Annotated in this window: 14 protein-coding genes; all 14 read right to left on the reverse strand. The window is 49.9% G+C overall.

The genetic code is table 11. The features are described 5' to 3' along the window. Positions 1-314 precede the first annotated feature (314 nt). Positions 315-2,954, reverse strand: a complete 2,640-nt coding sequence (gene alaS, locus FAY32_RS09950) for an alanine--tRNA ligase (protein WP_143463288.1) — start codon at positions 2,952-2,954, stop codon at positions 315-317. A 304-nt stretch (positions 2,955-3,258) separates the two neighbouring features. Beyond that, positions 3,259-4,617, reverse strand: a complete 1,359-nt coding sequence (locus FAY32_RS09955; protein WP_143463289.1) for a DEAD/DEAH box helicase — start codon at positions 4,615-4,617, stop codon at positions 3,259-3,261. Beyond that, the gene (locus FAY32_RS09960; RefSeq protein WP_143463290.1) at positions 4,614-5,579 is read right to left on the reverse strand and encodes a DHH family phosphoesterase; all 966 of its coding nucleotides are present in this window, start codon (positions 5,577-5,579) and stop codon (positions 4,614-4,616) included. The genes FAY32_RS09955 and FAY32_RS09960 overlap by 4 nt, the downstream gene beginning before the upstream one ends. 131 nt (positions 5,580-5,710) lie before the next feature. Beyond that, on the reverse strand, positions 5,711-6,814 hold the full coding sequence (gene dinB / locus FAY32_RS09965) for a DNA polymerase IV (RefSeq protein WP_143463291.1): 1,104 nt from the start codon (positions 6,812-6,814) through the stop codon (positions 5,711-5,713). Positions 6,815-7,142: 328 nt separating this feature from the next. Continuing rightward, positions 7,143-7,559: a preprotein translocase subunit YajC gene (gene yajC, locus FAY32_RS09970; protein ID WP_143463292.1), complete on the reverse strand. Its 417-nt coding sequence runs from the start codon at positions 7,557-7,559 to the stop codon at positions 7,143-7,145. A gap of 120 nt (positions 7,560-7,679) precedes the next feature. Continuing rightward, positions 7,680-8,702, reverse strand: a complete 1,023-nt coding sequence (gene ruvB / locus FAY32_RS09975; RefSeq protein ID WP_143463293.1) for a Holliday junction branch migration DNA helicase RuvB — start codon at positions 8,700-8,702, stop codon at positions 7,680-7,682. Positions 8,703-8,722: 20 nt separating this feature from the next. Continuing rightward, positions 8,723-9,328 carry a Holliday junction branch migration protein RuvA gene (gene ruvA, locus FAY32_RS09980; RefSeq protein ID WP_143463294.1) on the reverse strand — a complete coding sequence of 202 codons (606 nt, stop codon included), beginning with the start codon at positions 9,326-9,328 and terminating at the stop codon, positions 8,723-8,725. Positions 9,329-9,446: 118 nt separating this feature from the next. Next, positions 9,447-11,468 (reverse strand): DNA mismatch repair endonuclease MutL, encoded by a 2,022-nt coding sequence (mutL, locus tag FAY32_RS09985; RefSeq protein WP_143463295.1) that lies wholly within the window; start codon positions 11,466-11,468, stop codon positions 9,447-9,449. Positions 11,469-11,488: 20 nt separating this feature from the next. Beyond that, positions 11,489-14,194 (reverse strand): DNA mismatch repair protein MutS, encoded by a 2,706-nt coding sequence (gene mutS, locus FAY32_RS09990; protein WP_143463296.1) that lies wholly within the window; start codon positions 14,192-14,194, stop codon positions 11,489-11,491. A gap of 28 nt (positions 14,195-14,222) precedes the next feature. Then, a complete protein-coding gene (locus FAY32_RS09995) occupies positions 14,223-15,017 on the reverse strand; it encodes a TIGR00282 family metallophosphoesterase (RefSeq protein WP_143463297.1) in 795 nt (264 codons plus the stop codon). Positions 15,018-15,279: 262 nt separating this feature from the next. Continuing rightward, the gene (gene rny, locus FAY32_RS10000; RefSeq protein WP_143463298.1) at positions 15,280-16,839 is read right to left on the reverse strand and encodes a ribonuclease Y; all 1,560 of its coding nucleotides are present in this window, start codon (positions 16,837-16,839) and stop codon (positions 15,280-15,282) included. Between the two features lie 227 nt (positions 16,840-17,066). Further along, positions 17,067-18,197 (reverse strand): recombinase RecA, encoded by a 1,131-nt coding sequence (gene recA / locus FAY32_RS10005; RefSeq protein ID WP_143463299.1) that lies wholly within the window; start codon positions 18,195-18,197, stop codon positions 17,067-17,069. 90 nt (positions 18,198-18,287) lie between these two features. Beyond that, on the reverse strand, positions 18,288-19,538 hold the full coding sequence (locus FAY32_RS10010) for a competence/damage-inducible protein A (protein ID WP_143463300.1): 1,251 nt from the start codon (positions 19,536-19,538) through the stop codon (positions 18,288-18,290). Positions 19,539-19,787: 249 nt separating this feature from the next. After that, the gene (pgsA, locus tag FAY32_RS10015; protein WP_143463366.1) at positions 19,788-20,375 is read right to left on the reverse strand and encodes a CDP-diacylglycerol--glycerol-3-phosphate 3-phosphatidyltransferase; all 588 of its coding nucleotides are present in this window, start codon (positions 20,373-20,375) and stop codon (positions 19,788-19,790) included. Between the last annotated feature and the right edge of the window lie 61 nt (positions 20,376-20,436).

Consider the following 20,436-nt stretch of genomic DNA (forward strand, 5'->3'; position numbering starts at 1 on the left):
ACACCCCCGCACTTCCTCACTTAGCCTCAATTTTACTCGATTGACGGATAAACTACAACGGGCGACTCCCAATGTAATCTATTCGTAATACTGCGACTACCTCGCCGGGAGGCTTTCGACTAAAAGTAGTCGGCCTGTTTACCAATTCAAGTCTAAGCCCTAAGCAGCAGTCACGGCAACTAAATAGGCGCTATGACTTGCTGATTATCTTACCACCAGTCCAGTCACAACGCCTATTTGCATTCTGTTTTGACACTAATTCCAATCGTGATAGTCTCTGATTCTATAACAACCAGCCGTCTACAGCGTCAGAATTAGTCTTGTTCTTTCAACCAGTCAACCGCCGCCGTCATGGCATCGGGTAAGCCTGCTGGGTTCTTCCCACCGGCTTGGGCCAGATTTGGCCGACCACCGCCACCACCATTGATCTTAGGTGAAATGGCTTTGATCAGGTCGCCCGCTTTGACTTGCTTTTGCTTGTCAGCACTAACGGCAACAATCAGGTTCGCCTTGCCGTTTACTTCGGCACCCAAGACCAGCACGTCAGACAGCGCTTGTTCACGCCAGGTGTCAGCCAAGGCCCGCAATTGGTCCATCTTGGAAACTTGCACGGTTCCACTGATCAACTTGTAGTTGCCAGCTTCAGTGACATTGTCAAAGACAGCACTAGCCTCTTGACTAGCCAGCTTGCCTTCTAAGGTCGCTTGCTTTTGTTCTAAGCTCTTCACTTGTGCTTGCAAGGCAGATACCTTGGATTCCACTTCACTGACCTGAGTGACCTTTAAATCGGCCGCTACGGCATGCAAAATGTCATCATGGTCGTGCAGGTAACGATAGGCAGCACCTGAGGTTACGGCTTCGATCCGCCGAACACCAGCACCCACACCAGATTCAGAGGTAATCTTGAAGAGACCGATCTCATTGGTGTTCTTCACGTGGTTCCCACCACAGAATTCAGTAACAAAGTCGCCAGCACTCACCACTCGGACCAGCTTACCGTACTTTTCACTGAATAAGGCAATAGCCCCCATCTTCTTAGCGGATTCAATGTCGGTTTCAACCGTCGTTACGGGAAGCTCTGCAAAGATCTTCTCGTTAACGATGGCTTCGGCTTTTGCTAAATCAGCGGGATCGACCTGACCAAAGTGCGTAAAGTCAAACCGTAGATAGTCGCCTTCAACCAATGACCCAGCTTGCTGTGTGTGTTCGCCAAAGACGTCGCGTAACGCTTTGTCCAATAAATGGGTCGCTGTATGGTTCTTTTCGACCTTGCTGTGGAAGACCGTGTCAACCTTTAATTGATAAGTGGCACCCTTCTTCAGTGGTGCGACCACCGTTAAGGTATGCAGATTTTGACCGTTAGGGGCGTGTTGTACGTCGGCAACGTGGGCAACCACGTGACCCGCTTCATCCAGGATGTCCCCTTTATCGGCAACTTGGCCCCCCATTTCGGCATAAAATGGTGTGGTGTCAAACATCGCTTCAACGGTCCCGGTCGTGGCTTCATCGGCCAACTGGTCATCCACGACGAGTTCCGTCAACTTACTGGTCGTTGCCAATTGCGTATAACCCACGTACTTGCTTGGCGTCTTGACGTTGATCAAGAGATCGTGTTGTAAGCCCATCGCCGTTTGTTTGCCCCGGGCGTTACGTGCACGGTCCTTTTGCTTTTGCATTTCGGCCTTGAAGCCATCAACGTCGACCGTAATGCCTTCGTCATCGGCATATTCCTCGGTCAATTCAACCGGGAACCCATACGTATCGTATAGCTTGAAGGCATCAGCCCCGGCAATTTGGGTGCCACCTTGTTGCTTCAGGTCGGCAATCAAACTGTTTAGTAACGTTAACCCACCGTCTAACGTTTCGCCAAAACGATCTTCTTCAGAACGAACGACCTTGGCAATGTAATCGGCTTGCTTCAAGACATCTGGATAGTAAGATTGCATGATTTGACCAACAACTGGTACCAATTGGTCCAAGAAGGCCCCCTTGATGCCGAGCTTTTGACCATTCACAATGGCCCGCCGAATCAGGCGACGAATAACGTACCCGCGACCTTCATTGCTAGGTAAGGCACTATCACCAATAGCAAACGTAATCGCCCGCGCATGGTCAGCAATCACCTTAAAGGACACGTCATCTTCCTTGTTGGCACCATAAGTCTTGCCATCGCTCAACTCCGCCGTTTTTTCAATGATTGGCATAAACAGGTCGGTTTCAAAGTTGGTCCGGGCGTTTTGGAAAATAGAAACGACACGTTCGAGACCCATCCCCGTATCAATGTTCTTCCGTGGGAGTGGCTTGTAGCTGCCATCTGGTTCATGGTTGAATTGAGAGAACACGATATTCCAGACTTCGAGGTAACGCTCATTTTCGCCACCCGGGTAATTTTCTGGATCATCATCAGCTAAGTTATTGAAGGCTTCGCCACGGTCGTAGAAGATTTCGGAGTCAGGACCCGAAGGACCTTCACCAATATCCCAGAAGTTATCTTCAACAGGGATGATGTGATCTGGGGCAACACCGGCAGCTTCCCAGTCAGCCTTGGCATCAGTATCCTTGGGATAAACCGTCATGTACAGCTTCTCTGGGTCCCAGCCAAACCAATCTGGCGACGTCAGGAGTTCCCAAGCCCAAGTAATGGCTTCTTTCTTGAAGTAGTCCCCAACGGAGAAGTTCCCCAACATTTCAAATAACGTGTGGTGCCGAGCGGTCTTCCCAACGTTTTCAATATCGTTAGTCCGAATACTCTTCTGTGAACTGGTCAGCCGTGGGTTTTCTGGGACAACCTGTCCAGAAAAGTACTTCTTCATCGTTGCAACTCCAGAGTTGATCCACAGTAATGATGGATCATCCTTGGGAACAAGTGATGCACTTGGTTCGATGGTGTGGCCCTTCGACTTAAAAAAGTCGAGGTACATTTGACGAATTTGACTACTTGTTAGCTCTTTCATCTCTCAATAACCTCCAAAAAAATGTCAAAAACACCGTTGCCTGCAGAGACGCCGAAGCGCGGTACCACTCTACTTGCAACGATGTTTTAATCGTTAACCTCTTAAACTCATAACGCTGAGTCGCGATGAAACTGAGGGAGCACCACTTGAATCCTGACTCGTTTTTCACAGCGACCAAAACGTTTCTGAAAATCACGATTCAAGGGTATGTCCTCGAAGTCATATTTAATTGTCCACTTGAAATTATAGGTGGCGGGTGCCAGCTTGTCAATCAGGCTGGCGCCCTTTTCATGAGTTCGACCGTTTATTGGTAACGGTCTGACTCTCGCTTCCGTCGTTTCCGCTCATTACGTGCATCTTGACGTTGGGCAATTCGCCGTTCTTGGTCCTTTTTCCGGTGAATTTCTTGCTTGATTTGGTGCTTATAACCCGGCTTGATCTTTCGCTTCTTTTTCATCACGAAACCAATCAATGTTGGGTCCAGCTTTTCGGTACTCTTTCGCCGTTGCGTCCGGCGGTTCCGGTCATAGGAATCGACGATCTCATTGTTACTGATTCGTTTAGGCTGGAACTTGATCCCCATGGCTTCGATCTCAGCAATCTTGGCTTCTTCACCCGGTGAGTACAGGGTGATAGCCGTGCCGTGCATCCCTTGACGACCCGTTCGGCCAACGCGATGGACGAAGAAGTCAAGGTCTTCCGGGATATCATCGTTAATGACGTGAGAGACCCCTTCAATATCAATTCCCCGTGCGGCTAAGTCGGTCGCCACGACAAACTGATACTGAAGATTCTTCACTTCACGCATGACCCGCTTTCGTTCACGTGGCTTGATGCCCCCATGGATCATGGCGACCTTCATCCCTTGTGCCTGCAGGAAATCGTGAATCTGTTCAACTCGTGTCTTGGTATTCGCAAAAATTAAAACCAGGTAGGGTTCCCCCATCGTGATTAATTGGTAGATCAACTGGTTCTTGTTTTGACCTTTAGTTGAGATCAACCAGTTATCAATGGTGTCCGAAATGATCGTTGCGGACGGGATTTCTTCGATAACGGGATGGTTCATGTACTTTCTCAAGAACGGATCGAGTCGTTGCGGAATCGTTGCAGAAAAGACCATCATCTGAAGGTCCTTGGGCATCCGACCGGCAATTTTATCAACTTGATCTAAAAATCCTAAATCCAGGGTCATATCAGCTTCATCGACCACGAACTGCCGGGTCGTATGCACGTCCAGCGCCTGTGATTGAATCAAGTCCAATACCCGTCCTGGTGTCCCAATGATCAATTGTGGTTGGAAATGCCGTAACTTGTTGATCTGACGTTGCTTGTCGGTTCCCCCAACGTAGTTCCCAATCCGAATCTCAAAGGGTGACTCAGCCGCCAATTGTTCAGCAGCCGTGTGAATCTGGTAGGCCAGCTCCCGGCTTGGCGTCGTGATAACGGCCTGAACCTGATTTTCTGACGTTAACTGGTTAAAAATGGGCAGTAAGAACGTATGCGTCTTCCCACTCCCAGTTTGGGATTGGCCAACAACATCCTTTCCCGCAGCAATTACGGGAATCAATTTTTCTTGAACCTTGGTGGGTGTCGTGAACCCAATCTTGTGCAGAGCCGTCATTAAGTACGGCTGCAACTTAAACTCTTTAAAATCTGCGGTCATTCATTTTCTCCTTTATCGTTAGCCACGACTTCATCGAGTTCGTGGATAACCTGATCAATTTCAGCCTGATCGTGGGCAGTGGCACCACTGGCGAGTGCGTGACCGCCTCCACCGTGGTTCTTAGCTAATTCATTGATGGAAGGACCCTTGGACCGCAACCGGATGCGGAACGTCTTGTCCTTAGCTTCAACGAAAATGGCCCAAGCAACGACCGATGTAATCTTACCGGGTAATGGCACCACGGCAGAGGTCGAATCGCTGGCAGCGAGGCCGAACGATTCCACGATTTCATCGGTCAGCTTTAAGTAAGCCGCCCCACTAGGTAAAATTTCTAAGTTCTGGTAAACGTAAGCGGACAACCGCGCCATTGCTGGTGAGATTTCGTCCTCGGCCTGATTAACGGCCGTCATTGAGAAGTCATAACCCAACAACTTGCTGGCAACAGCAAAAGTGTTCGCTGAAGTGGCCGGGTACATAAAGCGCCCGGTATCCCCGATGATCCCCGCGTAAAGTAACCGTGCCGCATCATCGGGCATCGTCAATGCCGACTCATTCTTGGCGAACCAATCATAAATGATTTCAGAGGTACTGGAAGCTTGATCCAAGACCCACTGAATATCGCCAAAGGCATCATCATTCGGATGGTGGTCGATTTTAATGACAGCGGCCCCCGTGGACCACCGTTCATCGTCTACCCGTGGTTGGTTAGCCGTGTCCACAACGATCACTAACGCCCCGTGATAAACCTCATCCGCCACGTCTTGGTCGGCTTGACCCATCCAGTCAAACCCCGGGTAATGCTTCCCGACGGCTAAGACCTTCTTCTCCGGAAAACTAGCTTGTAAAATGTCCCGTAAGGCTAACTGAGCCCCGATACAGTCGGGGTCAGGCCGTTGGTGACGGTGAATAATAATCGTTTGATACTTTTTAATTTCTTCTAAAATGGCAGCTTCAATAGCCATATAGTTCACCCGTTTTCTATCCGATTTGTCGACCAAGACGCGTCGATACCGCGTTTCAGTATACAAGTTTTGCCGGGTAATTTCAAAGAAAGTCTGCGCTTATATGAAAAAAGCAGGTAACCTGTACCCGCTTAGTTCTGGCCAAACAGCGGTAGGCGCACGTTCTCAAACGTCTGTGCGGCCAACCCCGTAATCGTGATGCCCAGTAAACGGACCTGCTCATCATCGGCCGCAACGCTGTGATAGAGCTCCAGGGCCAAGTCGTAATAGACTTGCGGGTCATTTGTCAAAAAGTCCGTCTGGGTCACACGCTTGGTAATCGTGTTGAACTCGCTGTCACGTAGCTTTAAAACCAGTGTTTTACCGTGCCGTTGCTTTTGCTTGACCGTCACAGCCACCATCTCAGCTAACTTTTGTAGTTGGTTCTCAACCTCACCAACCGTCTGTAGCGGCGGGCCATACGTGCGTTCTTTGCCAATTGACTTGCGTTCGCGTTGATACTCAACGGGGCGATCATCGATGCCGCGCACCCGCTGATAGAGAATATAACCAAATTTGCCGAAATCATGAATCAATTCCAGTTGTGACCGCCGATAAAGATCAGCGCCATTGTGGATTCCCAAATCATGCATCTTGGGCACTGTCTTCTTCCCCACGCCGCGAAACCGCTCGATGGGTAACGTCATCAAAAAATCATGCGCGTCCTCCGGTAAAATCACGCAGACCCCCACCGGCTTACGAAAATCGGAGGCCTCCTTGGCTAAAAACTTGCTGTAGGAAATGCCCGTTGAACACGTAAGGTGTGTTTTATCATAAATCTCAGCTTGAATGGCATGGGCAACCTGCACGGCCGAATGAATGTGATGCTTGTTCTCCGTGACATCTAAGTAGGCTTCATCAAAGGCCACCGGCTCAATTTTATCTGTATATTCGTGAAAAATAGCATGAATCTGAGCCGAAATTTGGCGGTACAAAGGGAAATTAGGCTCCTGAAAGATTGCATTGGGACTTAACTTTAATGCCTCATTTGCATTCATTGCCGAATGGACCCCCGCTTGCCGAGCAACATAATTGGCAGTGGTCACCACACCACGGCCCCCAGTCTTTCGCGGATCGCGGGCAATAATCAAGGGATGCCGCTTGAAGGCCGGATGATCCCGTTCCTCGATGGACGCATAGAAGGCATCCATATCCACGTGAATAATTTTTCGCTGTGTAAATTGTTCCGGTACCATCCGGCTCACCTCCCTACGGATTAGATGACTGTTTTCTTGGCAACGCTTGTGGTTTTCGTGGCTTCAAATCGAGCGAGAAGACTGGTGTTCTTCCAGGCTGAAGTGCCCCCGCAGCAGGCGGAATCCCCGGCAGCCAGAGTACGCCCAATTTAGGCTAATTTAACGGCGCGAATGCTTACTCATCCTGAGAGGAGGCCTGAATTTTATCTTTTAACCTTTAACATTTAAATTATAACCGAACGTGCGTTTGTTCTCAATCAAAAGCTCACCAAAAATTTAGCCGAAAAAAAAAGCGGTCACCCACAATGGGAACCACTCTCTCATAAACCTATTTAGTTGCTTCGGAATCGTCTGCATCAGCAGAAGCTTCGCTGGTAGCTGCTTCGCTAGCTGGTTCTGCGGCAGCACTGGCATCGTCAGCTGGTTCTTCCTTAGCAGCGGCTTCACTAGCAGCAACCGGTGCGGTAACAGCGGCTGGTGCTTGTGAGGTCACGTTAGAAATGGCACGCAAATCGAAGACCAAGTAGATGCCATCGCAATCCAACGTCACCGTCTTGTCGGCTTGGTTGATTTCATCGATTACACCATGTAAGCGACCGATCGTAACCACGTGGTCACCCTTCTTCAATTCGTTCATCATGTCCCGGTGCTTCTTTTGTTGCTTTTGTTGTGGCCGTAACATTAAGAAATACATTAAACCTAAGAAGACCACTAAAATAATTAAAGTTGAGTATTGTCCACCCATATGTCTTACACTCCTTCGTATCCTATCTATTGGACAACTTTACCAGAATCCAAGGAATCCGTCCAATTATTTCTAAAAATTCTATAGATGTTCGGCATTATCGCCGGTTAAATAACCAGCTTACTCACGATTATCTTCTGGTAAGGTACGACCGAGGTGCTTGTAACCAGCTGCCGTGACGACCCGTCCGCGCGCGGTGCGTTTCAAATACCCTCGCTGCAGCAGATACGGCTCGTACATGGCGGCCACGGTCTCGGTCTCCTCGCCCACGTTAGCGGCGAGGGTATTCAAGCCGACTGGTCCCCCATCGTAATAATCGATCATGGTTTCCAGCAACTTGATATCAGTCGAATCCAATCCCGCCGAATCGACCCGCAACAGAGCTAACGCATGGTCGACGATTTCGACATCGATCATCGAATGGTCGGGTGACACTTCCGCGAAATCCCGGATTCGTTTCAACAACCGGTTGGCGATTCGTGGTGTCCCGCGGGATCGCAACGCAATCTCGTGGGCGCCTTCAGTCGCAATCGTCGTGTTAAAGATATCTGCAGAGCGTAGAACGATCTCCTGCAGGTCATTGGTTTGGTAGTAAGCCATGTGCTCAACGATACCAAACCGATCCCGCAGTGGCGATGACAGCAGTCCCGCTCGTGTTGTCGCCCCAATCAGGGTAAAGGGTGGCAACGGAAAGTGAACGGGATGGGCAGTTGGTCCCTGCCCCACCACGATATCGATGTAGAAGTCTTCCATCGCTGAGTACAACATTTCTTCAACGATTTTTGGTAGGCGGTGAATTTCATCGATAAAGAGAATATCGCCCGGCTGTAATTCATTGAGTAACGCAACCAGATCACCGGGTTTTTCAATGGCCGGGCCACTGGTCGTACGGATGTGAACACCCATTTCGTTGGCAATCACCATCGCCAATGTCGTCTTCCCCAGTCCAGGTGGTCCATACAGCAGGACGTGATCCAAGGACTCTTCACGTTGCTTGGCCGCTTGGATATAAACACGCAGTTCGTGCTTGATTGGGTCTTGACCAATGTATTGGGCCAATGTCTGCGGCCGGAGCGACTTTTCAATTGAATCTTCATTCTCGTCCTCTGGTTCAGGTGAAACGAGACGGTCATCATCGGCCATTAAAATTCCTCCCTTCGACGTTACTTCGTCAACAATTTCAAGCCAGCACTCAGATAATCATTCGTCGTCTGACTTGCTGTCTGCTTGAGCTGTGGCAAAATTTTCTTAACGGCAGTCTCCTTGTACCCCAAAGCGTTCAACGCCGCAATAGCATCATCGAGCTTGGGATTGTCGCCAGCACTACCAGCCACTTCTGGCGTGAACAGCTCGTCACTATCAGCCGGTTCCAAATCATCCAGCTTGCCCTGTAAGTCCAAGACGATTTGCCCAGCGGTCTTCTTGCCCACACCAGGAAACTTCGTCAAAAAACTGACATCGTTGGTCTTAATGGCCAACATCAGCCCTTGATGATCCGGATTAGCCAAGATGGCCAACGCACTCTTCGGCCCAATACCATTAACGTTGATCAATTTTAAAAATAGTTGCTTTTCCGCGTAGTCCACGAAACCATACAGTGTCTGTGCAGTGTCACTGACCGCTTGGTAAACGTAGATGGTAGTCGGGTCATCGTTGACCGCGTAACGGTAAGGATTGGCCGTATTGACCAAGTAGCCCACACCGTTCACGTCGATCACCACGTGGTCCGGGTAAACAGCTGCTACCGTCCCGTGAAGGTATTCGTACATGCCAGTTAATCTCCTTTTAAGAAAACATATGTTTGCTCTTCAAATTGTACCACATTCGCCGGTCAACCTGACAGCCGAACGCCGAAAGTTTCCGGAAAATCAACCGAGTAGCATTCATTTATTCTCCCCAGTCATCCCCACTGTGATGTGGATCCTGAATCCGTTTAAACAACTTCTCGAGGTCCTGATCCGTTAAATGAACTAGCACGGGCCGGCCATGAGGACAGTTGAATGGGTTCTCGGCCGTGGCCAACTTCTTCAGTAATGCCCGTGCCTGCTGGTCATCCAAGTGATGGTTGGCCTTGATGGCACGCTTACAGCTCATCATAATGGCCGTCTTTTCTCGGAATGCCGCCACGGAAATCTTACCATCTTTTAAGACCCAATCAATCATTTCTTTGATGGTATCAGTCTCTTGGCCAGCCTTAAACCAGGTCGGGTGTTCGTGAACGATCAGGCTGTTCGGCCCAAACGATTCCAAATGAATCCCGACCGTGGCCAACGTCTCCAAATGATTCGTGAGTTCCAAGATGTCCGTGGTTGGATAATCCAAAACGATAGGCACCAGCAACTTTTGTTCGTCATCACTGACCTCACCAATGGCCTGCCGATAAAACTCATAGTTGACCCGTTCCTGTGCAGCGTGTTGGTCAATTAAATATAGCCCATCGTCAGCCTCAGCCAGCAGATACGTCCCGTGAACCTGTCCCAGATACCGTAGCTGTGGAAAACGTTGTGTGGGGATCGGATGGTTCAGAGATGCCGAAGTCGCGACTGGTTCTGATTGCTGTTGCACGACAGCACCACCCAATGGCGCTGCGATTTGTTCGGTCCGGTATTTGGCATCAAACGCCTGAGCGGCCGGTTGGTTGAAATCAGCTCGGTCATGAATGACGACTGGGGCAACCGGTACCTCTTCCGGTGTTTGCAACGGTTGGGGCCCCGCAGCCACTGCCGGTTGTGGGGTGGCCGCAGCGGACTCTTCCGGTGCAGGTACTGGTTTCTCTGATGACGACACCGAAGACGATGGGGTTGGCGTTGCCGTGGTCGACATGTCATATTTTGCGGAAACATCATTAAGTGCCATGGTCAGTTGATCCGTGGTCGCGGCTTCCCGCTTATTTTGCGGCATTTCATTAAAGACATCCGGAATCAAGTTTTCCTGAGATAGCCGTTTGAACACGGTCTCTTGAATCAACTTGGTCAGTTCTGGTTCTTGACTGATCCGGACCTCCTGCTTCGTTGGGTGCACATTTACGTCGACCAGCAGGGGATCCATGGTAATGTCCAAGACGGCCACGGGGTAACGGCCAACCATGAGCTTCGACCCATACCCCGCAACTAGCGCCTTACTGAGCTGGAAATTGTGAATATAACGACCATTTAGCAGCAGCGAAATATACTGTCGACTGGCCCGCGTCAACTCAGGGAGACTGACATACCCTTTGACCTGAAAATCAGGATTCTGACCGTTAATGGCAACCATCTTCCGCGCATTCTGGACGCCGTAGATACCGGCGATCACCTGCTGTAAGTCGCCACGGCCGGCCGTTCGTGTCAGCTCACGACCGTTATGGACCAATGAAAAAGCAATATTCGGATAGCTCAACGCTAGCCGGTTCACAATGTCCGTGATCCGTGCCAATTCCGTTGCCGGTGATTTCAAGTATTTCAGCCGAGCCGGCACGTTTCCAAAGAGATCATTGACCGTCACGGTCGTCCCCTTGCGCGCCTCGGCTGCGGTATGTTCCTTGATGATGCCCCCGACATTGTGAATCAGCGTCCCCACGCCGCCCGTAGACGTGGTGAGCGTGACGTCAGCAACGGACGCAATACTGGGTAACGCTTCGCCCCGGAACCCGAGTGATTTGATGCGAAAGAGATCCCGCCGATCGGTAATTTTACTGGTGGCATGGCGTTTGAAGGCCATCTCAGTATCTTCGTCGGCAATCCCATCCCCATCATCAACGACGCTAATGCGCTGTAGACCAGCCTCCTCGACCGTAATATCAATCTGAGTGCTGTGCGCATCGACTGCATTTTCCACCAATTCTTTAACGACGGAAGCGGGTCGTTCAACCACTTCACCCGCCGCAATTTGGTCGGCTAACACCGACGCTAGTTCATGAATTTTAGCCATAACGCCCCTTCCTTTCTACACTATTTTGAGAGTTTTTGTTGCCATTGATAGACTTGATTCATGATGGCCATCGGTGTCATTCCCATGAGGTTGAGGTCCTTTAATTGGGCCAAAACCTTGGCTTGTGCTGGATTCAGCTCCGGTTCGTCCGTAAACAGCGACAACTGTTGGTCCGTCTCCGCTGTGGGAGTTGCCACTTCTGCCGGTTGCTTTGGCACAACCTCCGTGTCGGCAACTGCCGGTTCAGCTTCACCCGTCACTGTTGTGGCCATCTCGACTGATGCCGTAGCTGCCTGTGATGTCGCCGGAGCAGATGATGTGACCGCCGCCACAGCTGGTTTTTCCTTAGCTTCTTGTTCCAGACCACGTAAGATCACATCAGCCCGTTGTAGAAGACTGTCAGGCATTCCAGCCAATTTGGCCACATGAATCCCATATGACTTATCGGCGGGACCCGGTTGCATTTGATGTAAGAAGACCAAGTCCCCATCGCGTTCAACGGCACCAACGTGAACGTTGCGGAGTTGTTTCAGGGAAGTCTCCAACGCCGTCAACTCATGATAGTGCGTGGAAAACAACGTCTTCGCGTGAACCCGGTTGTGCACATACTCAATGATTGCCTGGGCCAGCGCCATCCCATCGTAAGTTGCGGTTCCCCGCCCGATTTCGTCAAATAAAATCAGACTGTTGGCCGTTGCTTGACTCAGCGCATGGTTGGCCTCCTGCATTTCGACCATGAAGGTACTTTGGCCGGAAATTAAATCATCAGCCGCACCAATCCGTGTGAAAATTTGGTCAAAGATCGGCATTTCGGCAGCCTCGGCCGGTACGAAACACCCCATCTGAGCCATAATGACCGTCAAGGCGAGTTGCCGCATATAGGTACTCTTCCCGGACATGTTTGGCCCGGTGATCAGCAAAATATTGGTCTGTTCATCCATCGTGACATCGTTAGGCACGTAGGATTGACGACCCAAGACCTTTTCCACAACCGGATGTCGTCCCTGCTTGATTTTGAGGTCGTGCCCCTTGACCAGCGTTGGCTTGACGAAGTGGTAGTCTTCGCTGACGACGGCAAAGCTCTGCAACACATCGAGACTGGCAATCGTCGCCGCTAACTTCTGGAGGCGCGTAATGGCCGTCTTGACCTGTTCGCGTAGGTCCACAAACAACTGATATTCCAGGGCAACTGACTTTTCTTCAGCCTCCAGGATCAACTGTTCCTTTTCCTTTAATTCTGGCGTTGAGAACCGTTCGGCGTTCGCCAACGTTTGTTTACGCTCATAACGGTCGGTCGGTAATTTATTGAGGTTGACCTTCGTCACCTCAATGTAATAGCCAAAAACGTGGTTGTACCCAATCTTCAAATTATTAATGCCAGTGACCTCGCGCTCGTGGGCTTCCATCTCCGCCAGCCAGGTCTTGCCGTTGCGCATCGCATCGCGATACTCGTCCAATTGGGCATTGAAGCCATCACGAATGACGCCACCGTCCGCGACGGACAGCGGTGGTTCGGGGACAATTGCTTCACGAATGGCATCCGCCACGTCGCTCACGGGGTCAAGATTGTTGAGCATGCTATCAAAGACCGCATCCCCCAGTTCTTCAATCGTGTGCTGAATCTGTGGCACCTGCTCCAACGACGTCTGGAGTTGAATCAGGTCACGCCCATTAACGCTTCCAAATGCCACCCGACCGGCGAGCCGTTCGAGGTCATAAACCTTAACGAGTTCCGCCTGCAAGCTATTACGCTCAAAATAGTGATCGAGTAACGTGCCCACCTTGGCTTGGCGGTCTTCGATCTGCTGGCGGTTGATCAACGGTCGGTCGAGCCACTGTTTCAGCAATCGCCCGCCCATCGCCGTTTTTGTCTCATCCAACAGCCATAATAGCGTGCCAGACTTCTTCTTGGTTCGCAGATTCTGGGTGATCTCCAGATTAGTCTGCGACGAATGATCCATCTTCAAAAACGCGGTCGGTTGGTAAGCCACTGCCCGTTGCAAGTGCGCCAGGCTACGTTTCTGGGTGACCGTGACGTAAGTGACTAGCAGCCCTACGACCTTTTTCAATGTTGCTGTGGTTAAGTCTTGTTCCACGTAACTCAGTTCCGAACTGGTCTGAATTTCAAGCTGCTTTGAGATCATCACGCTCAATTGTTTCATCGTCGCCTGCAGATCTTCGGCAATGCTGTCATCGATGACAACTTCCTTCGTCTGGAGGCTCATGAGCTCATTGATGACGGCTTCCCGGCCATTGATTTCGGCGGCCTTGAGTTCTCCGGTCGATAGGTCGGTATAGGCAAAGCCATATTGGTCAGGAGCGGCCATTGTCAGTGCCGTCAAATAGTTATTCCGTTTAGCTCCCGCAGCTCCTGTGTCGGTCTGGGTTCCGGGCGTGACCAATTGAATAACCTCACGTTTGACCATTCCTTTGGCCAGCTTGGGATCCTCCATCTGCTCACAAATGGCAACCTTGTATCCCTGGTCGACCAAAATATCAATATAACTTTGCACAGCCTTATGTGGAACCCCACACATCGGAATGGGATTCTTCGCACTATGACTACGTGTAGTCAACGTCAATTCCAGAAGTTGCGACCCCTTGACGGCGTCCTCATTAAACATTTCATAGAAATCGCCGAGCCGGTAAAACAAAAAGGCATCGGGATACTGGTCCTTAATCTTTTGGTATTGCACCATCATAGGCGTTGTGTTCGTTTTCGTCATGAAAAATGGTTCATCCTTCCGTTAGAGCTTAGCTTTGATACGGGTGTTGTGGACTGATCAAGATTGGCTTGATGCTCGTCGCGTGTCCCGTCTTATCGTTGAGATCAATGACCGCACCGGACAACAATCCGGGACCGACTTCTTGGACCGTATAACGGGTCGGCCGTTGATTTTCAAAACGTTCGATTACGCTATCCGCCTTCATCCCTAGAACACTGTCGGCAGGACCGGTCATCCCGGCTTCAGTCATAAAGGCGGTGCCACCCCGTAACACTTGGGCATCACTGGTTTGTACGTGGGTGTGGGTCCCAACGACTGCGGAGAGTTGACCATCGTAACGCATGGCAAAAGCCCGTTTCTCACTGGTCGTTTCGGCATGAAAGTCAACGAAAATAAAGTCCGTATCCAGCTCGGGTAGTAGCGTCTTCATCTTCGCAAAGGGATCATCCATGGGATTCATGAAGACTCGGCCTTGCATGTTAACGACGGCTAAAGTTTGTTGATTCACCTTTACCTTAGTCCAGCCCTGACCCGGCGTATCCCCAGGAAAGTTAGCGGGCCGCACTAGCCGGTTGGCACCACCAATAAAATCATAAAGTTCAGCGTTGTCCCAAGTGTGGTTTCCCATCGTGACAACATCTGCGCCGTCCTTTAAGAGTTGCTTATAAATACTTTGACTGATACCGCGGCCGACTGGCGTCGAGTTCTCTCCATTGACGATGGTCACTTGTGGCTTGAGGTCCCGCTTTAACTGTGGCAAGTACTCATGAATCATGGCGACACCAATATTTCCAACAACGTCACCAACAAACAAAATTCGCATCTTCGTTCCCCTATCTAGACCCTCACTGGGCCCATCTGGTCTTTAACCAGTTCTCAGTGGTGACAGGCAATCTGCCACCGCTATTTTTAATTTTAAAGCTTGGTCACCTAACGTTTAACCGCGGCAAACCAAGCGGCAATAACCTATATTTTAACATGAATTCCTAGCTTTCGGCTTATGAGGTGTTTAATTGCTGTAAAACGTAATCAGCAGGTGATCTGACGTAAAAAAGCTAGGACCAAAATGGCCTAGCTTCTCTGACTTATTTCGCATATTCAACTGACCGGACTTCCCGGATAACGGAAACTTTGACGTGACCTGGATAATCCAGATCCTCTTCAATTTGTTTCTTAATGTCTCGTGCCAAGACAACGGCATCCGTGTCGGAAATCTTCTCGGGCCGCACGATGACTCTCACTTCACGTCCAGCTTGAATGGCAAAACTATGGTCAACGCCATCAAAGGCATTGGCAATCGTTTCCAACTTATCCAAACGGTGAATGTAACTTTCGAGAGAATCAGAACGCGCGCCTGGTCGGGTGGCTGAAATCATATCAGCGGTACCAACCAGTTCCGCAATCACGGATTGCGGCGCCGTTTGATCTGCCTGAGCAGCAATGGCATTTACAACAACGGAACTTTCCCGGTACTTCTTTGCCAGTTCGGTTCCCGTTGCGATGTAAGAATTGTCATCTTCATGCTCTGCAGCGCGGCCAATATCATGTAATAATCCTGCACGTTTTGCTAACGTAACATCCTCACCTAGTTCAGCTGCTAAGACCCCAGTGATCTTGGCAACCTCAATTGAATGGGCCAACGCGTTTTGCCCATGAGAAATTCGGAAATTCAAGCGACCCACGAGCTTAACCAATTCGGGATGCATCGAATGAATCCCGAGATCAAAGGTTGCTTGCTCGCCAAGCTCCCGGACATGTTCGTCCAGTTCTTTTTTGGCCTTTGCCACCATTTCTTCAATCCGCGCCGGATGAATCCGACCGTCTTGAATCAATTTCTCTAAGGCAATCTTGGCGACTTCCCGTCGTAACGGGTCAAAGCCACTCAAAACGACGGCTTCCGGCGTATCGTCGATAATCAGGTCAATCCCGGTCAACGTCTCCAACGTCCGAATATTCCGCCCTTCACGACCGATAATTCGGCCTTTCATGTCGTCGTTAGGCAACGTCACAACTGAAATCGTCGTTTCCGTCACCATATCGGCAGCACTTCTTTGAATCGCAGACACAATCAGGTCCTTGGCATTTGCCTGAGCCGTCTTGCGCGCCGTCTCTTCGCTTTCTTTAATCATTTTGGCACGTTCACCCGCCAGAGCCTTCTTAGCCTCTGAAATAATCAGGTCCCGCGCATCTTCCTGGGATAAGGCAGCGACTTCTTCGACCGCTGCCTGGCGTTTTTCAATCAGTGAGTCTGCTTGCTGTTGCTTCTTAGCTAAATTCTGTTCTTCACCGCTAAGCTTTTTATCGCGTCGATTCAACGAATTTTCCCGCTTTTCCAGAGAGTTATCTTTCCGGTCTAACGTTTCTTCCCGTTGGATCAATCGGTCTTCTTGCTTCTGAACTTCGGCACGACGTTCTTTCAGCTCTTGTTCGACCTCTGCACGATATTTGTGGCTGTCCTCTTTGGCTTCAAGTAAAGCCTCTTTGGTAGCAGTCTCAGCTTGCTTTTTGGCTTCCGTCAAGACACCTTCAGCAGTGTACTTGGCAGCATCTAGCTTGCGTTCATGGACAGATTTACGAAAATAATACCCGCCCACAACACCAACAACGATAGCGATGATTGCGAGGATTATAATTGGAACACTCATGATTCCACCTCCGCATCATCAAAAATGACTAATTTAAAATCAGACTTTTTTTAGATGGTGATTATGATAACTGACACAAGTTTAATTTTAATGGTTGCCATGAACGCTGTCAACTAAACTCACTGGAATCTCGACCGGTTGTCACGAAAACATTTCAGGCGACTAAAAAAACGCTGTGGTTCCCCGACTCCCGGTCGGAAAACGAAACAACGTTTTACAGGAACAACTTATTTATTTGTCGGCGTATCTGGGGTCAAATTCATCTGAGTGGGCGAGTCTTTAGGCTTGGCCTTAGACTTGGTATCCTTCTCAGCAGTCTTGTCCTTCCCCTTAGCGTCATCCTTGGCCTTCTTAGGAGCATCATCCTCATCGGCGACGCCATAAGCGGCCCGGACACGTTGGTTCACTTCAGCCATCATGTCAGCGTGATCAGCCAAGTACTGTTTGGCATTTTCACGACCTTGACCGATGCGGTCTTCCCCATAAGAGTACCATGAACCACTCTTATCAACGATTTCCTTCTCAACAGCCATATCGATCAATTCACCGGTTTGAGAAATCCCGCGACCATACATAATGTCGACTTCGGCACGCTTAAATGGCGGCGCAACCTTGTTCTTAACGACCTTGATTCGCGTCCGGTTACCAATCACGTTGGTACCATCCTTGATTTGTTCTGCACGGCGGACTTCAAGCCGCACGGTTGCGTAGAACTTCAATGCTCGACCACCAGGGGTGGTTTCAGGGTTACCAAACATAACCCCAACTTTTTCACGAATTTGGTTAATGAACAGGGCAATCGTCTTAGTCTTGTTAATCGTCCCAGAAAGTTTCCGTAAGGCTTGTGACATCATCCGGGCTTGGAGACCCACATGCGCATCACCCATTTCGCCTTCGATTTCAGCACGAGGGACCAAAGCGGCAACGGAGTCAACGACTACAATGTCAACGGCACCACTAGAAATCAAGGCGTCTGCAATTTGTAACCCTTGTTCACCAGTATCAGGTTGTGAGAGTAATAGGTCATCAATGTTAACTCCCAAGGCCGTTGCGTACGCTGGGTCTAAGGCGTTTTCAGCATCGATGTAAGCTGCAGTTCCGCCACGCTTCTGCACTTCGGCAACGGCGTGTAAGGCCACAGTCGTCTTCCCTGAAGATTCTGGACCGTAGATTTCTACGATTCGTCCTCGGGGATAACCGCCGACCCCTAACGCCACGTCAAGAGCTAACGAGCCAGATGGTACGACGCTTACTTGCATTTTGGTATTGTCGCCCATCCGCATGATGGACCCCTTACCAAAGTCTTTTTCAATTTTCTTCAGCGCTTTATCCAACGCCGCTTGTCGTTCGTCAGCCATCCAAATCCTCCTTTGAAACATCAATATTCAAGTAACACTATACCGGCTTATGTTCGAAAATGCAAGCAAAAGAAGAACAAAAGTTCCCCTTTATTTTTCATCTCGTAAAATTCGCCGAATCCAGTCTAAGCCGGTCATGACTGTTCGCTCCCGAATCTTTGCCCGGGTCCCAGTCAGCCGAATCAGCTTAGCCTGAGGTGCTTGTCCACGTTGTGCTAAACCGACCCACACAGTTCCTGCCGGTTGGCCCTCCAAGGCGTCGGGACCAGCAACGCCAGTGAAGCTCAGTGCAAAATCGGTGTTCAATTTTTGCCGGGAACGTTCTGCCATTTCCTTAGCCGTGGCCGCACTCACGACCCCCTGTTCATCGATCGTTTTTTCAGGAACTCCCAGCAACGCGTGCTTCGCCTCATTGGCATAGGTCACAAAACCACCAGGGAAAATGGCTGAAACGCCGGGAACGTCCCCTAGCGTGCTCTGAAATTCACCAGCCGTTAAGCTTTCGGCCGCTGTAATGGTCAAGTGCCGTGCAATCAAGTCATTAACCACCACTTGGGCCAACGTGTTGTCATCACCGTAACCATAGAGGTAATCCCCTACGCGATCCTTAATCGTCGCAATCATGTCATCCAGTAAGTGTTGCCCAGCAGCCTCATCCGCAGCGCTAGCCGTTAATCGTAGCGTGACTTCCGTTTCCTTCGCATACGGGGCAATCGTCGGATTAGTCTGATTGGCGATCAAATCATGCAATTCTGTCACCAACTGTGATTCACCAATGCCAAAGAATCGGAGTACCCGTGATACCAAATACTCCTGACGTTGATAGGCCTGTTTGAGCCGTGGTAAAGCTTCATTTAAAAACATGGGTTCCAATTCACTTGGTGGCCCGGGCAACAACATCATATCTGCGCCACTAGGAGATTGGTAGAAGGCACCTACAGCCATCCCCGTTGTATTCTTGAGGGATTGACTCCCAGCAGGATAAAGTGCCTGCAAGCGATTATTAGGCGTCAATTTTCGTCCGGTAACTGCAAAGTGATGTTGAATCTTGGCCATGGCCAGCTCATCTTCAACCAGCTTGACACCTAACAGTTGCGCAACAGTCTGTTTAGTCAGATCGTCTTTGGTCGGCCCTAATCCCCCACTGATGATGACCAGATCACTTCGCGACCGCGCCTGTTCCAGTACCGCCGTTAAACGATCGGCATTGTCGCCCACTAGCGAATGATAGTAAACTTCAATTCCTGCCTCCGCCAGCTCGCGCGCAATAAATGCTGAGTTCGTATCCACGACTTGTCCCAATAAAATTTCCGTTCCAACGGCTATAATCTCCGCTTGCATTGGTGACCCCTCCTACAGTTACATAGTTATCTCCGCAAAAAGACTGCGAATATTTTTTTATTTAACAAAACTTTTTGAAATCCGTGATCGACCGTAACACCATCGTCAGGAGGACGCCCGAAATACACGTCCCTCTAGCAGGTCGCAACTGTTCCTGATGGTTATCAGTTATCAATCAACACCAAACTGACATACAGCTCTCTAACGACAGATAACCTCCGTCAGTCAACGAAGGTTATCATAACATGTTTATTCTGCTGAAGACTCCGCAAAGACTTCACGATTCTGAACGAAGTAGTCGATGCCAGAGTAAATGGTGAAGAAGAGGCAAATGTAGAAGAAGATCAACGCCATCGGTACGTGAATCGTCCCAAAGCCGATGTTGTTCAATAACAGAAGGATAATCCCCACCATCTGAGTCGTCGTCTTGATCTTCCCTGGCCAAGCGGCTGCAAGCACCTTGCCACCAGTCTCGACCACAATCAGCCGTAATCCGGTCACAGCTAATTCTCGGCAAACGATAATGGCCACGCCCCAAGCCGGAACGGCGCCCATGTTGACTAACAGAATGAAGGCCGTCATCACGATCATCTTGTCTGCTAAGGGATCAGCGAATTTCCCAAAATTCGTGACTAAGTGTTGGCGCCGGGCAATCTGTCCGTCCAAGAAGTCCGTAATGGAGGCCGCCGCAAAGATCAAGGCGCCCCAGACCTGGGTCACGGGAATCGCCGTTCCCAACCAAGTCACGGTTCCCCAATCCAAAGGCAGAACCAGTAATAACAGAAAGACGGGGATCAAAATAATTCGAATAATGGTTAACCGATTCGGCAAGTTCACAAAAATTTCCTCCTTAAATTCCCACTTCATACAAAAAGCGCGCCGGTCGCCACGGACCGAC

Source organism: Levilactobacillus enshiensis (genome assembly GCF_007115095.1).
Taxonomy (GTDB): Bacteria; Bacillota; Bacilli; order Lactobacillales; family Lactobacillaceae; genus Levilactobacillus; species Levilactobacillus enshiensis.